Below are 14064 nucleotides of genomic sequence, written 5' to 3'. Positions count from 1 at the left end.
GATGTTATTCACCATTGCACGGTTTTCATTGTGCTCGATTAAAATCAAATTCAATTTTACCATCAACGAAATAAAGTGCTGCGCTAAAGGATTTGCCACTTTTCGCTTTGAACCCTTTTATTGTGGACGTTTTACCATTACTACACAAATCTTTAATGTTTTTTTCCGTCAGTTTCTTCCCTAGTAAACGCTCAGGAAATGTTTGCTTACAGCCATCTTTATACGCTGAGCAACCATAAAATTTCTTACGTAAGCTAATCGTACCGACTTTACATGTTGGGCACAGTACAATATCTTTTGCCTTTGCTTGCGTCCATTGTTCTGCTTCAATGGTCAACTGATTAATTTGATTTGGTACTTCTGCTATTAATTGATTAATAAACTTGCCAATATTCTCGATAAAATGATTGACTGAGCCTTCACCACGCCCAATCTTCTTTAAATAAATCTCCCATTTCGCTGTCATAGAAGGGCTAGCAAGTAAAGTGCCTTCAATCGCTTGGCATAATAGTTCTCCCTTTGGCGTTATGTTGACAATATTTTTCTTCACTTCAATAAATCCATGCTTTTTAATCGTCTCAATAATACCGCTTCGAGTTGCCTCAGTTCCAATTCCTTCTACAGCATTTAATACCTCGATTTCTGCTTCATCCTCCACCGCTTTGCCACATGTTTTCATCATGGTAATTAACTGCCCTTCTGTATACGGCTTAGGAGGTGTTGTCGTCCCTTCAACAATCGCAATTTGACCTTGCACCATTTCACCTTGTATAACAGCAGGTAGCGCTTCTTCCTGTTGACGAGGTTCCTTTTCCTCATCAAAAAGCTCTTTCCAGCCCTTTATCAACTCTGTTTTACCGACTGACTTAAACGCCATATTTTTCACATTGGTGATAATCGTTTTCTCATCATACTCATAATTTTGATGAAACATAGCAAGTGTTGTACGCACAATTTCCATATAAATATTGCGCTCATCTACCAACATCGACTGTAATGCTTTTGCAGTTGGAATCTTTTTCGTTGGAATAATGGCATAATGCTCCCCGACATTTGCACTATCTACATAGCGTTTGTTATTCCCTCTTGCAATAGACATAAATGACTTGCCAATCAATTGCTGGTATTTTGGTAATGTCTCCTGCAAATAGCTGTACTCATTATGCGTAATCAGTTGGGAATCGGTACGAGGGTAAGACACGAGCTTTTTTTCATACAGTGACTGTGTGAGCTTTAAGACATGCGCTGGACTATATTTCCAACGTTTATTAGCTGTAGCCTGTAACGTGGACAAGGCATGGAGCTTTGGTGGCTGGATATGCTTTGTTTTATTCACCACACTCGTAATTTGCCCCATCTCTATTGGTTGAATACCATGCTGCTGTAGTAATTGCTCGGCTTCCGCTCTAACTTTTGTCTTTAGTTTAGCCTTTCCTTTATAAATCCCTTGCTGTGCCTTAAATAGCCCCTCAATCTCATAAAAATTTTCTGGCTTAAAGTTTTCAATTTCTTGTAATCTTTTATAAATTAAATAGACCGTTGGCGATTGTACGCGCCCAATGGAAATACTTCCTTTAAACCCTTTTTGCTGCAATAGCAATGTATACAGGCGACTGCAATTCATGCCAACGAGCCAGTCGCTAATTTGACGTGTTTTCGCTTCTTGATACATCAATAAATCCTGTTCATTGCTTTGCATATTCAGAAAGCCTTTGCGAATTTCATCGACCTCTAAAGAATTAATCCATAAACGTTTAACAGGCTTTTTCACTTTCGTCATTTTATAAATCGAATAAAAGATATTTGCCCCTTCACGCTCCGCATCACAAGCGTTATAAATCATTGTTACTTGCGGATCATGGAAAATTTTTTTCACCGCTTGAAACTGCGAATACATATGAGAAACTACTTTATCCTCATATTTATCTAAAAAGATAGGTAGGGAAGCGAGTGACCATTTTTCCCATTCCTTTTTATATTCTTTCGGCTCCTTTAACTCCACCAGATGACCAATGCCCCAAGTAATCACTGCACCAGCAGGGAATGTAGGACAAGGCTCTAATTCAATAAATGTTTTTTCTTTTTGTTTAATTTTAAAGGCCTCTGCATACGCTCTTGCCTGAGAAGGTTTTTCAGCTAAAATAGCAATTTTCCCCATAAATCATCACATCTTCTTTTAAAAATTTTCTCTACACATATCAGAACAAACGTTTTTTCTAGTATACTGTAAGAGAAAGCTATTTTTCCAGCTAATTCGCCCCTTCATATGCTGTTTTTAGAAGTGCATAAATGATTGTATCGTGCGCCTGCCCATGCTGATACATATAAGCTCGTAAAATACCTTCCTTTTGAAAGCCCATTTTCAATAACAGCTGACTTGACGCTGCATTTTCGATAAATACAACCGCACCAATCCGTGTCAAATCCATCTTCTGAAAGCCATATGCAAGCACTTCAGTCAGTGCCTCTTGCGCATAGCCTTTGTGCCAATAATCTGGATGGAGCTCATAACCAATCTCCGCTCGTTTATGTGCCTTTAACCAATTATGAAAACCGATTGTCCCTATAATTTCAGCTGTTTCTTTCAGCTCAATGCCCCAACGAATCCCTTTCTCTGTAGCAAAGCTTTGCGCAAACAGCTCAATTAATCGTTCAGCCTGCTGTAATTCCTGAAAGCGCTCCTGCCCATAATAGCGGATCACCTCTTCATGTGCAAAGCATTGGAAAATTCGCTCTGTATCTTGTGTAGTCAATGCTCGTAAGCGTAATCTTGCTGTTTCTAGTAATGGAAACATCCATATTCCCCCATTCTTTCTTCTTTCATATGTTCTAGGGAGAATAGCAAAAATCCTTTTATCCAAAATAATAAGCGATGACTTCATCATAGGAATGAAAAATAATACCACCCTGTGTTTTATAATTAAAGGTTGGCTCTTTGCAGGCATTGTATAAACTTTTAGCTTGTTGCAACTTGTCCATCATTTGCTCCATGACCTCTGCATAGCCATCCACATCTTGACTGATTTTAGCTACTTTTACTTGCTTAATCGTTAACACAATCGAAATTTGATCCTCAGCATAGCTATTCAGATTAATAAAAAAACATTCTTCTAAATGCTTGGAATGCTTATCTACATTAATAACCGCTTCCTGATAGTTAGCAATCAGCCCTGTAGATGTGCGTGTAATCGTAAAGTCTTGTTCCGTTAATTTTTGGTCAATACTATCTAAAAACTGCTGTGTTTCTGCCTCTAATTGTGGTGTAACCGTTGTTTGAATCAAATCATCACATTGCCGATAAAGTGCATCAATTTCTGCCTGCTTATCAACAAGGTATTTAAAATTTGTCAGTGCATACATCGAACATCTCCCCTTTGTTATAATGTTGACAAGCGCACTTACTTTTATGCAAATAAGGAGAACAACTATGACCATCAGAAACTCGATCAAAGCCATTATTATTGAAAATAATCATATTTTGCTTACGAAAAACCATGATACGGACGGTGATTTCTATCTTTGTCCTGGTGGTGGACAAGAACACGGCGAAACATTTTATGTAGCATTAGCGAGGGAATGTCTAGAGGAAATTGGTTGTCATGTAACGATTGGCGAACTACTTTTTATCCGTGAGTACATCGGAAAAAATCACGAGCATGCCTCTTTTGACGCCCATGTGCACCAGGTCGAATGTTATTTTCACTGTCAAGTAAACGGCGCACCACATCAGCCAACAAACCCTGACAGCCATCAAATTGGCATAGAATGGGTTCCTCTGCAAGACTTAGCCCATTATCGACTCTATCCAAAAGAGTTGATAGCCTATATTCAACAGCACCATTTTGAACAGGCTACACCTATTTATTTAGGCGATATTAATTAACACAAAAATGAAACCACCTACAATCCCAATTTCATTGTAGGTGGTTGATAAATTTTCTAATCACTCATGTAAATACTTTTACCATCGTGTAATAGCTGCTACCTGGTGGGTAATCTTTAATTTCTCCGACCACCTGATAGCCTTTTGCCTCATAAAATGTCCGTGCTTGAAATTCATAGGTCGTTAATAGTGCCTTCGTTGCCCCCATCTGTTTGGCAACTTCCTCAGCCTGTGCCAGTAATTGCCCACCTAGCCCCTGTCCACGATAGGTATCCTGAAACCAAAATTTATGAATTTCCATCCAATCCCAGTAAATCTCCGCTGTTAGCCCACCCAGCCATTGCTGTTCATCATCCGTCACCATAATGTTTAACGGCTGAATTGCTCCCGCTTCACGACTTGCTCGATGGGAATGGGAATGTTCGTTATTATAGGCACGAATTTGCTCATTTAAAAAGGCTGTAAATTCCTTATGCTCCTCCGTTAAAACAGTTACTTTGTAAACCATTCTATCTCCCTACCTTCTACATAATTCCTTAAAATTACAGCTACGACAATGCCATTCCTCTACTGTTTGTGGAAAATCCTCTACATCCACAGGCTCATTGACTAAAATATCTGCCTGAAATTTTTTCATTTCCAGCACACTGTGTCGAAATGTATAGAGCATATTGTCCATATCCGTTGCTGTAAATTGGTATTTTTTACGCTTACCTGTCAGCAAATATTCATTGTACACAGCAATCTTCTCTAATGGCACACGATACTTTTGCTGAATATAATAGGCATACAAAGCTAATTGCTGGCGATCATCGTCCGATTCACCACCTGTTTTCCAATCAATAATTACCCATTGCTCGGCTAGTTCATCATAATAATGAAAGTCCATTACAACAAACACCTGTATATCATCTATTTTCATCGAACGAAATTGCTCAGGCTCACCAATTCGCAATGAACCCCTTTTCGCTGTAATATACTGGAATGTCTCACTTTGTAAAAAATGTGTAACAACAATTGGTAAACGCTCCCGATACGTTTGTACTAATGCAGCATCTAATTGACCATCATAATAAATCTCCTGCATCATATGAAAGCGATTCGGCTTGTAACGCCACTGCTCCATATAACGTGTCGAATCAATATACGCCGTATTCAATTGTCCACGTGCTCGCTGTACAAGCTCTGCCTGTGTAGCTGTTGTACCTGTCTGCATATATTCGTTCAACGTTTGTTCAATCAGATGATGGACAATCTGCCCAAATAATAGTGGCATCGATTGCAATTTTTTTAGACGATACACATACTGATGGAAAGGCTCTACATCATGATGCAGCCAGCCATTATGTGCAAAATAATAGTCATAGCCATATTTACGCGCACAACTTGCCAATGTTTTATAGCGTGAAAATGACCATGAGAATGTTGGAAATGGTTTTATATCAAACATCAAGATTTCTCCTTCATTAATTGATAAAATCATACAGTAGCTGCACAATTAATAGCAACGTTACGATGCGTAATAGTAGCTTTACTTGCTCTATTTTAATTTTTCGAGCAAGCGCAATGCCTATTTGTGCGCCAATTATAGAGCCGATCGTTAAGGTACAGGTTAATGTCCAGTTGATTTTGCCTGTTATAATATAAATAGTGGCGGCTCCAAGACCCATCGCAAAAACACCTACACGAGATAGCCCAATTGCCTTGATATACGAAACTTTTGAATAGGCATATGTATAAATAGCTAGTGTTGTGCTACCTGGACCAAAAAGACCGTCATAAATACCGATTCCAAGCAAGACAGCTCCCTTTTTCCAATCCATCAAAAAGGATTCCTTATCTCCAAAATGAATTCCACTCACAAAAGACGTAATAAGTGCAAAGCTTAATAAAATAATCGCAACCAATGTTAATGTTTGCCCGCTTAACAATGCTGCGAATAGCCCACCGAGTGTACCTCCCACTAAAGAGACAATCAATACAGCATAAACTTCCTTCCAAGCGAGCTCCTTATTTTTAAAAATTGTATAAAAGATGGAAAAAGAGCTGACCATCGTCGATATTTTATTGGCACCAATGGCTGAATGCACAGGTACACCCATTAATAGCATCGTAGGCAATGTGATTAAGCCCCCACCCCCAATTAGCGTGCCAATAATACTCCCAATAACCCCAACAGCTAAAAATAATATATACTCCATCCAACATCCTTCCTTCTGTCCGTTACCTACTTATGGTACAGTATAACAAACTATAGTATGGAAATGAGGTGAATCCATGCCATCCACAAAAAAAATAGCAACACCACGCTTTTGTCGTCATTTGACGGGATTAACTATTCTTATCTTTAGTGCAGGTGTAGTTGCCACAATTATGCACTATTCCAATTTACCTGCTTCTATTCCTGTACTACAAAGCTTCACAAGTCGTGATGCTCAATTTGGACCAAAGATTGCTATTTTTTATTTACCCTTTGTCGCTTTTATGCTTTTTTTATTATTGCAGTATTTAGAATACCGAGCGACTTTCTCACAGTCCACTGAAACAGGAGCACAGCACAAAAATAGAATCATGACCTTTTGCCTAATTAAAAATAGTATTCTTTTATACTTTACATACTCCTTATGTAATGATTTAGCTGTTGCTTTTGGTCATCCACGTATTTTACAGCAATGGCAGGCATATGCATTTTTAGCCTTACTATTCGGTATTCTAGGAATAGGCATTATTCGTGGGTTATTCCTTACACGCCATGTAAAGTGAGGCTATCCATCCAAGACAAAAAGCTAGCCACACATTAGGTGTTAGCTAGCTTTTGCTTCATTTTCGCAAAATTATGAATGAGTGTATATTTTTGTACGCCTCGTGCCTGCTCTACGCTTTGTTGTACACATTGCTCGAAACGTTGATCGTCTTTATATGTATAGGCATAAACAGCTTCTACTGCTGGCTGCATCCATGGCTGTGTCAATTGCTCACTATACATCGCCTCTGTTCGCCCCTCTAATGCAGCAATATAGCAATGGGCATAGCTTGCGAAAGGCTCCTTTTGAATCTGTAAAGCTGCTTGCTTCGCCTGTTCCAAATCCTCCTGTATAATTGCTTTCATAAATCGATAATTATATTGAATAAAAGGCCGCTTGTATTTCTTGATAATGACATCGAATGCTTCCAGTAATTCTTCCTCTGTCCCATGCACCATCAAATAAGCAGCTTTAAAAATAGGCTCCTTTTGACGCGCTTTTATAAATCGCTCTACAGTCCGCATATTATTTGTCCGATACGCCACATACCAATAATGTAAAGTAGATATAGTTGGCACAACCATACAAATAGCAATCGACATAGGCAATGACAGCTTCAAAAAAATGATAAGTAAGAAAATCGCGATGTACACCATCGTTAATCGTAACAATCTCATGCTGTACCCCCTAGCCATTTTTTACGCATTTTGCTCGTCAATAGCAGCCCTGCGCCAATCAAAAACACGAGAGCGGCTCCCTTCATCAGAGGTACAACAAAAAATTTACTAACAAGTACGACAACCACAATATAATACATCATCATTGCCACTAAAAATAACCTTAATTTATTCATTCGTCACACCTTTTCTCCTTTAATGCTTCCTCAATAGCTGTCAATGCTTTAGGACCCATCCCATGTAAAGATTTTAATGTAATTAAATCGATATGCTCTAGTTGTTTTAATGTTGTATAGCCCGCCGCGTTCAATGCACGAATCGCAGGCTTGGCTACACCCTTTGGCCATTCTGTCATACATATCGCTCCTCCAAACTACCAATATTTACTGTAATGCAAAACAGTTGTATCCACCTGCATCTCCATTTGCTCATATAACCTTTGTGCATTTTTATTATCAACTGCTGTTTCTAATGTGATATAACGTGCATTTTGTTCTTCACAGTACACATAGCATCGCTCGATTAAGCTCTTTGCTACGCCTTGTTGACGTGCCTGAGCGGTTACAAACAAATCGTTTAAAATAAAGGCTTTTTTCATCGCCACAGATGAAAAGCTTGGATATAGCTGCACAAACCCCACTGGCTGTTCATGAATAGAAGCAAGAAAAATAATGGACTCTCTGTTAGTAAAACGCTCCGTTAAAAACTGCTCTGCTCCAGCTAAATCAGAAGGCTGTCCATAAAACTCACGATAAGCATTAAACAGCGGGACAACCTCCTTCAAATTTTCCTGTGTAACAATTCGAATATCCATTTTGGCTCCTCCTAAAAATAATCAATAAAGGTTGGAATCCCTATTGGCAAGAGTTCCTCAAGCAATATCACATCTGAAATTGTGCCCCGTAAACGTTCAATTTTTTCTAAATAGCTTGGACGTTTATAGCCTAACAGCATCGTTGCCAATGTTTGTACCGTAAGCTGAACTGCCTGCTCTGCTAAAGCGTCACTCACCTTGTCAACTGTTACCTGCCCATGCTGCTTTGTCACCACAAATGTCCCATGATTCCATGGTACAATACGGTCATGCACAGCGAAAGTCAGTTGGAAATCATCTCCCTCAAATGGATATCGCTTTAAAAATGGCTCCACATCGACAATACGTGCCATAAAATAAGGGGACACCTTTTGAATAATTTCGCTATCCTCCAACAAAAAGGCTACCGCTTCATTGCCCGTTGTTTTACCATAGACATTATAAATCATGGAGCTATGAGCAGACACAAAATTCCATAATCCTTTACGTGCTTCCTCCTGCAAATAAACGATTTCATCTATATAGTAATTTTCTTCCATAATGCGATAAAACATATAGCCTTGTGGGATGTCCTCTTCATCATAATAAACGGCTGCCTGTAGCTGCACATCACTATCGATAAATTTTTCCTCCCAAAAATCCTCTTGAAACTTTTCATTCCAAGCAATGCTGTTACGCACCATCACACCGTGTGTTTTCTTCGCATAATTCGCATAGATGGTGACAACATCCTCATGTTTCGGATGCACACGACGAATTTTACCATGAATGCCTGTATGGTGAGGTAATTGTGTATCTTTAATTTCAAATTCCACAATATCGCTCATAATTTCCCAGCCCTTTTTACGATAATAAGGAATCGAATAAGGAAATAAATACGAAATATATTGCCCCTCTGCACGCATACGCTGTAAGCATTCCATAATAAGCCCTTCCATTAAACCATGCCCTGAATATTCAGGATATGTGCCAACAGCCGTAATGCCACCCATATCATACACTTCCCCATGCACATTGACTTGGAATGGCAAACTTAAAATTTGTGATACAAGCTGCGCCCCATCAAACCAGCCAATTGCATGACCTACATCAAATTGCTTACTTTTGGCATTTACAAAGCGACGGTCTTTATGAATAGACATGGACATTTGAAAAACATAATTGAGTAAATCGATGGATTGTGCCATTTCATCTAAATGAATTTCCCGCATAATCAAGCCTTTTCGTTGGTTCATGATTCCCTCTCCTCATCAAATAGCTCGGCAAAGATCGCTTCAGGTGCATGTAAAAAACGTTTCGTCACAATATAATGAATCGTCTCCTCATAGCGAATCGCTTCAATTGGTTCACAATCAAAATTATAAATGGTGGCATTAGGATAGCCTAGTAAAATGGGTGAATGTGTCGCAATAATAAATTGTGCCTCATGCTCTAAATCCTTCATAATTTTCAATAGACTCAATTGACGTGTTGGTGACAATGCCGCTTCAGGCTCATCCAATAAATAAATCGCCTTACCTTTAAAACGATTCATAAATAAAGATAAAAACGACTCCCCATGTGATTGGTGATGTAGGGATTTTCCACCAAACGCTGCATACTTATTAGGATGAGACTCTAATAAATCAATATGACTGGCAAATTGATAAAATGTTTCTGAACGTAAGAAAAAGCCATTTGTTATTTTAGGTAGCCAAGATAAACGAAGAAATTCACCTAATGCTGACTGTGCCTCATGTACCTCATAGCTGTTTTGCCGTCCACCACCCGCTGTATTGAAATCACAACGATCTGCAATTGCTTCCAATAAGGTTGATTTACCAGAGCCATTTTCCCCAACAAAGAACGTCACATTCGTTGGAAATTCAAGCTCCTGCAAATGCTGGAGGCTTGGAATATTAAAAGGGTAGACATTTTTCTTGTGTATTTTTTCTTGCAAAACTTTACATGATTTCAAATACATCAGACATCCCTCCTTTCTTTATTTTACCATAAATTGAAGCGACAGTCGGTGTCCAATAGTCTGTAGCTGCCACTTTGCTTTCAATACCAAAAAAGAGCACCCTCTAAGGATGCTCTTTACAGGTTATTTTGTTGCTGACGTTTCACTTTCGCACAGAAAAACACTTGTTGCTGACGTTTCACTTTCGCACAATAAACATCTGTCGAATGCTTACAAAGCTTTGTCGATTGTCTACAAACCCTTTCTCCTCTTCCATTCCCCATTGATTACATTGGCATTGTATGATTTGGCTTCACTCTCTTAATAAAGAAAGCCAGTAACAAGGCAATAGCAGCTATCCATGTGGAAATGAGGAATGTATACGTAATCCCATCTAACATCGCTTCGTTCATTATTTGCTGCGACATAGCACCCGTTTTAGCAACCAATGCTTCTGCTTTAGCTGTCGTGTGATTGTTCATCACAGTAATCAACACCGCCGAGCCAATAGCACCTGATACTTGCTGTAATGTATTGTTCATCGCTGTACCATGTGGATTATTATGCGCTGGTAACTGGTTCAAACCGTTCGTCATCACAGGCATCATCACCATAGACATCCCAAACATCCGCAACGTATACAATAAAACCAGTGTGGTATATGCTGTCTCCATCCCTATTTTACTAAAGTAATAGGTTGTAACAATCGTAATTGTCAAGCCAATCACAGCTAGACTTCTGGCGCCATATTTATCAAAGAGCTTCCCTGTAATCGGTGACATAATCCCCATGACAATCGCACCTGGTAACATTAATAACCCTGAATCCATTGGTGAAATCCCACGAATCGTTTGTACATAAATCGGCATTAAAATCATCGCTGAAAACATCGCCACTGAAATGACAATGGATATCGTTGAGGATAGGGCAAACATTGGATATTTGAAGATGCGAAACTCCAACATTGGCTCAGCCATACGAAATTGACGAAGGATAAAAGTAATAAGTGCAAGTGTTCCAATGATAATTGTGCCATATACAAGGATATTATCCCATCCTTTTTCCCCTGCCGAACTAAAGCCATACAGTAAGCCACCAAACCCAATACTGGATAGCACAAGCGACCACACATCTAACTTAATAGCCCGTTGTGGTGTCACATCCTTTAACTTAAACGCCGCTAAAATTAACGTGATAATCGCAATTGGCAATACAAGATCAAATAACATTCTCCAGCTATAATGCTCAATCAACCAGCCAGAAAGTGTTGGTCCAATTGCTGGTGCTGTAATCATCACAAGCCCAAACATTCCCATCGCAGCACCACGCTTTTCAACAGGGAAAGCCGTTAGCATCACATTCATTAATAAAGGCATCATAATGGCTGAGCCTGCTGCTTGAATCATACGTGCACCTAGCAACACACCAAATACTGGTGCAATACTTGCTAAAAATGTTCCTAACGTAAATAAAGCCATCGCTGTCATAAATAATTTTCTATCTGTAAAACGTTGAATGAAAAAGGCACTAGCAGGGATTAAAATTCCATTAATTAGCATATAGCCTGTAGAAAGCCATTGTACAGCCGTTGCATTCACATCAAATTCCTGCATAATGGCTGGTAACGCAATATTGAGTAATGTTTCATTCAAAATCGCCACAAATGCGCCAATAAATAAAATAGCTATCATGCCATAAGGTGCTTTGGTATCAACCGTATTTATTTTCTCTGACATTTCACATCAGTCCTACTTTCGTATTTAGAGTTCGTTTTGCTACCTTCCATTTATTCAAGTTTTCACTCCTCACAACACTCCTTTTCTAGCCAAATATAAAAGTTGACAAACAAACAGACTATGTTATATAATTAAGATAGAGGTAGTATACAAAATTCTAATTATATAATGTCTATCTATATTAATTTACCACAAGATTGCTTATTTTTCAATGTGGTAAACTTTTTTTTGTCTTCTTTTTCCCCTACAATTGTTCTATTATCCTAAAATCCCACATACATTATGCCAACCTCAATGAATAAGGAGAATCTTCCCTATGTTTACCATTCATTTTTATGAGCATAAAACGGTTGTTTTAAGCCAGTTACTCACACATATCCCCTGCATCGAAACGAACATCCAACTCAAAGGACGGAAAGCGAAAGTAAACCATGTCCAACAAATCAATGAGCAAACGTATCATGTGTATGTACTATTTGAAAAAATACCACCAAAACCACCTATCAAAGATCTTGGCAAAAAGAAAAGATAATGTTGACTTTTTAATTGATAAAGATTATCATTATCAACAGATAATTTCTTATCTCCATATGGCAACATTCAAATCCCCCCTCTTTTTTTGAATGTAGTGCATATTTTGCGGATATTCTTTTAATAGAGAATATCCTTTTTTTAATCAATGACTGAAGGAGCTGACAGTATGGATTATCGTATTGAAAAAGACACTATGGGTGAAGTGAAAGTACCTGCTCATAAAATTTGGGGCGCACAAACACAACGCAGTAAGGAAAACTTTCAAATCGGCACAGAGCAAATGCCAATTGAGCTTATTCAGGCGATGACGATTTTAAAGAAAAGCGCCGCCCTTGCCAATCAAAGGTTGGGCAAGCTGTCTGCGCTGAAGGCAAAGGCTATCGTACAAGCAGCTGACGAAATTTTATATGGGCAGTGGGACGACCAATTCCCGCTTGTTGTTTGGCAAACAGGTAGTGGCACACAAACCAATATGAATGTCAATGAGGTCATTGCGCACCGTGCCAATCAAATTTTACAGGATACTGGCGAAGTAGACCGTATCCATCCAAATGACGATGTCAATCAATCCCAAAGCTCGAATGATACATTCCCAACAGCTTTACATATTGCGGCTGTTTTAAAAGTAGAAGATTATTTATTGCCACGTTTACGTACATTAAAAGCAACCTTACATGAAAAATCACAAAAGTTCCAAGATATTATTAAAATCGGCCGTACCCATTTACAAGATGCCACACCATTAACACTAGGTCAGGAAATTAGTGGCTGGGTAGTGATGCTGGAAAAATCAGAACATATGATTCAGCAAAATATTCACTATATGAAGGAGTTAGCAATTGGTGGCACAGCAGTTGGGACAGGTATTAATGCCCATCCTGAATTCGGGGAGCGTGTCGCAGCGGAAATCAGTGAGCTAACAGATAAAGCATTCACATCTGCTCGCAATAAGTTTCATGCCCTCACAAGCCATGATGAAGCCGTTGTAGCACATGGAGCATTAAAAGCACTGGCTGTTGATTTGATGAAAATTGCCAACGATGTACGCTGGTTAGCAAGTGGCCCTCGCTCAGGTATTGGTGAAATTACGATTCCTGAAAACGAACCAGGCTCATCCATTATGCCAGGTAAAGTAAATCCAACACAAAGTGAAGCCATGACAATGGTCGTGACACAAGTAGTTGGCAATGATGCTACAATCGCCTTTGCTGCCTCACAGGGTAACTTTGAGCTTAATGTTTTTAAGCCTGTGATTATCTATAATTTTTTACAATCTACACGCCTACTTGCAGATACAATGAAGTCCTTTAATGACCATTGCGCCCTCGGTATTGAGCCAAATAAAGAGGTACTTGACCATAATTTGAAAAACTCATTAATGCTTGTGACAGCATTAAATCCATATATCGGCTATGAAAATGCCGCAAAAATTGCTAAAAAAGCACATCAAGAAGGCACGACATTGAAGGAAGCTGCCCTTGCTACAGGTTTATTGACAGAGGCACAATTTGATGAATATGTAGATCCTGCTACGATGATTTATCCGAATGTGAAATGACATAGATACAATATTGATACATCAATAGGATAGAAATGGATTGGAGCGAGCTGCTTCAATCCTTTTTTATTTAGTAGCATAATACTCCTTTACCTATCAATAGAATAGCTATCACATATACGCTGTACTGTAAACGCAAATAAAACAGAAAGCACCTATTCATATTGGCTAGGCAC

At 38.9% G+C, this 14064-nt stretch carries 17 protein-coding genes; 4 read left to right on the top strand and 13 right to left on the bottom strand.

The window, feature by feature from the left end; all coding sequences use genetic code 11:
* Nucleotides 1-25 precede the first annotated feature (25 nt).
* The 3 genes from OPF91_RS10025 to OPF91_RS10015 all read right to left on the bottom strand — a co-directional run bounded on the left by OPF91_RS10025 (nt 26) and on the right by OPF91_RS10015 (nt 3360).
* Complete coding sequence (locus OPF91_RS10025) at nt 26-2158, bottom strand: type IA DNA topoisomerase (RefSeq protein ID WP_264988612.1); 2133 nt, start codon at nt 2156-2158, stop codon at nt 26-28.
* A gap of 91 nt (nt 2159-2249) precedes the next feature.
* Nucleotides 2250-2795, bottom strand: coding sequence for a GNAT family N-acetyltransferase (locus tag OPF91_RS10020; RefSeq protein ID WP_264988611.1), 546 nt, complete (start codon nt 2793-2795; stop codon nt 2250-2252).
* Between the two features lie 58 nt (nt 2796-2853).
* Nucleotides 2854-3360 carry a hypothetical protein gene (locus OPF91_RS10015; RefSeq protein WP_264988610.1) on the bottom strand — a complete coding sequence of 169 codons (507 nt, stop codon included), beginning with the start codon at nt 3358-3360 and terminating at the stop codon, nt 2854-2856.
* A gap of 67 nt (nt 3361-3427) precedes the next feature.
* On the opposite strand from OPF91_RS10015, the gene OPF91_RS10010 reads away from it, so the two are divergent.
* Nucleotides 3428-3883, top strand: a complete 456-nt coding sequence (locus OPF91_RS10010) for an NUDIX domain-containing protein (RefSeq protein WP_264988609.1) — start codon at nt 3428-3430, stop codon at nt 3881-3883.
* A gap of 64 nt (nt 3884-3947) precedes the next feature.
* Here OPF91_RS10010 and OPF91_RS10005 read toward each other — a convergent pair whose 3' ends face one another.
* The 3 genes from OPF91_RS10005 to OPF91_RS09995 are packed head-to-tail and all read right to left on the bottom strand — an operon-like array spanning nt 3948 to nt 6084.
* Nucleotides 3948-4391, bottom strand: a complete 444-nt coding sequence (locus tag OPF91_RS10005; RefSeq protein ID WP_264988608.1) for a GNAT family N-acetyltransferase — start codon at nt 4389-4391, stop codon at nt 3948-3950.
* Between the two features lie 9 nt (nt 4392-4400).
* On the bottom strand, nt 4401-5333 hold the full coding sequence (locus OPF91_RS10000) for a PD-(D/E)XK nuclease family protein (RefSeq protein WP_264988607.1): 933 nt from the start codon (nt 5331-5333) through the stop codon (nt 4401-4403).
* Nucleotides 5334-5349: 16 nt separating this feature from the next.
* Entirely contained in the window at nt 5350-6084 is a 735-nt protein-coding gene (locus OPF91_RS09995; RefSeq protein WP_264988606.1) for a sulfite exporter TauE/SafE family protein, read from the bottom strand.
* A 76-nt stretch (nt 6085-6160) separates the two neighbouring features.
* Here OPF91_RS09995 and OPF91_RS09990 point away from each other — a divergent pair, with 76 nt between their 5' ends.
* Nucleotides 6161-6646, top strand: a complete 486-nt coding sequence (locus OPF91_RS09990; protein ID WP_264988605.1) for a DUF1648 domain-containing protein — start codon at nt 6161-6163, stop codon at nt 6644-6646.
* 34 nt (nt 6647-6680) lie between these two features.
* Here OPF91_RS09990 and OPF91_RS09985 read toward each other — a convergent pair whose 3' ends face one another.
* The 7 genes from OPF91_RS09985 to OPF91_RS09955 form a co-directional block, all read right to left on the bottom strand.
* Nucleotides 6681-7304 carry a hypothetical protein gene (locus tag OPF91_RS09985; protein ID WP_264988604.1) on the bottom strand — a complete coding sequence of 208 codons (624 nt, stop codon included), beginning with the start codon at nt 7302-7304 and terminating at the stop codon, nt 6681-6683.
* On the bottom strand, nt 7301-7480 hold the full coding sequence (locus tag OPF91_RS09980) for a hypothetical protein (RefSeq protein WP_264988603.1): 180 nt from the start codon (nt 7478-7480) through the stop codon (nt 7301-7303). The genes OPF91_RS09985 and OPF91_RS09980 overlap by 4 nt, the downstream gene beginning before the upstream one ends.
* Nucleotides 7477-7659 carry a helix-hairpin-helix domain-containing protein gene (locus OPF91_RS09975; RefSeq protein WP_264988602.1) on the bottom strand — a complete coding sequence of 61 codons (183 nt, stop codon included), beginning with the start codon at nt 7657-7659 and terminating at the stop codon, nt 7477-7479. The genes OPF91_RS09980 and OPF91_RS09975 overlap by 4 nt, the downstream gene beginning before the upstream one ends.
* Before the next feature lie 18 nt (nt 7660-7677).
* Complete coding sequence (locus OPF91_RS09970) at nt 7678-8118, bottom strand: GNAT family N-acetyltransferase (RefSeq protein ID WP_264988601.1); 441 nt, start codon at nt 8116-8118, stop codon at nt 7678-7680.
* Nucleotides 8119-8129: 11 nt separating this feature from the next.
* Nucleotides 8130-9353: a GNAT family N-acetyltransferase gene (locus OPF91_RS09965; RefSeq protein WP_264988600.1), complete on the bottom strand. Its 1224-nt coding sequence runs from the start codon at nt 9351-9353 to the stop codon at nt 8130-8132.
* The gene (locus tag OPF91_RS09960; protein ID WP_264988599.1) at nt 9350-10081 is read right to left on the bottom strand and encodes an AAA family ATPase; all 732 of its coding nucleotides are present in this window, start codon (nt 10079-10081) and stop codon (nt 9350-9352) included. Before OPF91_RS09960 ends, OPF91_RS09965 begins: the two co-directional genes overlap by 4 nt.
* A 266-nt stretch (nt 10082-10347) precedes the next feature.
* The gene (locus OPF91_RS09955; RefSeq protein WP_264988598.1) at nt 10348-11796 is read right to left on the bottom strand and encodes a DHA2 family efflux MFS transporter permease subunit; all 1449 of its coding nucleotides are present in this window, start codon (nt 11794-11796) and stop codon (nt 10348-10350) included.
* Nucleotides 11797-12112: 316 nt separating this feature from the next.
* Between OPF91_RS09955 and OPF91_RS09950 the strand changes: the two genes are divergently transcribed.
* Together OPF91_RS09950 and fumC are read left to right on the top strand one after the other, a co-directional pair.
* Nucleotides 12113-12328 (top strand): hypothetical protein, encoded by a 216-nt coding sequence (locus OPF91_RS09950; RefSeq protein WP_264988597.1) that lies wholly within the window; start codon nt 12113-12115, stop codon nt 12326-12328.
* Between the two features lie 168 nt (nt 12329-12496).
* The gene (gene fumC, locus OPF91_RS09945) at nt 12497-13888 is read left to right on the top strand and encodes a class II fumarate hydratase (RefSeq protein ID WP_264988596.1); all 1392 of its coding nucleotides are present in this window, start codon (nt 12497-12499) and stop codon (nt 13886-13888) included.
* The last annotated feature ends 176 nt before the right edge of the window (nt 13889-14064 follow it).

It is taken from the genome of Lysinibacillus piscis (assembly GCF_026012395.1).
GTDB lineage: Bacteria > Bacillota > Bacilli > Bacillales_A > Planococcaceae > Lysinibacillus > Lysinibacillus piscis.
This window is presented reverse-complemented; position numbering and strand designations above follow the sequence as displayed.

Bases quoted from the DNA above. Each gene is read 5' to 3' on its own strand.
- OPF91_RS10025 (WP_264988612.1), bottom strand. From the start codon at position 2,158: ATGGGGAAAATTGCTATTTTAGCTGAAAAACCTTCTCAGGCAAGAGCG.
- OPF91_RS10020 (WP_264988611.1), bottom strand. From the start codon at position 2,795: ATGTTTCCATTACTAGAAACAGCAAGATTACGCTTACGAGCATTGACT.
- OPF91_RS10015 (WP_264988610.1), bottom strand. From the start codon at position 3,360: ATGTATGCACTGACAAATTTTAAATACCTTGTTGATAAGCAGGCAGAA.
- OPF91_RS10010 (WP_264988609.1), top strand. From the start codon at position 3,428: ATGACCATCAGAAACTCGATCAAAGCCATTATTATTGAAAATAATCAT.
- OPF91_RS10005 (WP_264988608.1), bottom strand. From the start codon at position 4,391: ATGGTTTACAAAGTAACTGTTTTAACGGAGGAGCATAAGGAATTTACA.
- OPF91_RS10000 (WP_264988607.1), bottom strand. From the start codon at position 5,333: ATGTTTGATATAAAACCATTTCCAACATTCTCATGGTCATTTTCACGC.
- OPF91_RS09995 (WP_264988606.1), bottom strand. From the start codon at position 6,084: ATGGAGTATATATTATTTTTAGCTGTTGGGGTTATTGGGAGTATTATT.
- OPF91_RS09990 (WP_264988605.1), top strand. From the start codon at position 6,161: ATGCCATCCACAAAAAAAATAGCAACACCACGCTTTTGTCGTCATTTG.
- OPF91_RS09985 (WP_264988604.1), bottom strand. From the start codon at position 7,304: ATGAGATTGTTACGATTAACGATGGTGTACATCGCGATTTTCTTACTT.
- OPF91_RS09980 (WP_264988603.1), bottom strand. From the start codon at position 7,480: ATGAATAAATTAAGGTTATTTTTAGTGGCAATGATGATGTATTATATT.
- OPF91_RS09975 (WP_264988602.1), bottom strand. From the start codon at position 7,659: ATGACAGAATGGCCAAAGGGTGTAGCCAAGCCTGCGATTCGTGCATTG.
- OPF91_RS09970 (WP_264988601.1), bottom strand. From the start codon at position 8,118: ATGGATATTCGAATTGTTACACAGGAAAATTTGAAGGAGGTTGTCCCG.
- OPF91_RS09965 (WP_264988600.1), bottom strand. From the start codon at position 9,353: ATGAACCAACGAAAAGGCTTGATTATGCGGGAAATTCATTTAGATGAA.
- OPF91_RS09960 (WP_264988599.1), bottom strand. From the start codon at position 10,081: ATGTATTTGAAATCATGTAAAGTTTTGCAAGAAAAAATACACAAGAAA.
- OPF91_RS09955 (WP_264988598.1), bottom strand. From the start codon at position 11,796: ATGTCAGAGAAAATAAATACGGTTGATACCAAAGCACCTTATGGCATG.
- OPF91_RS09950 (WP_264988597.1), top strand. From the start codon at position 12,113: ATGTTTACCATTCATTTTTATGAGCATAAAACGGTTGTTTTAAGCCAG.
- fumC (WP_264988596.1), top strand. From the start codon at position 12,497: ATGGATTATCGTATTGAAAAAGACACTATGGGTGAAGTGAAAGTACCT.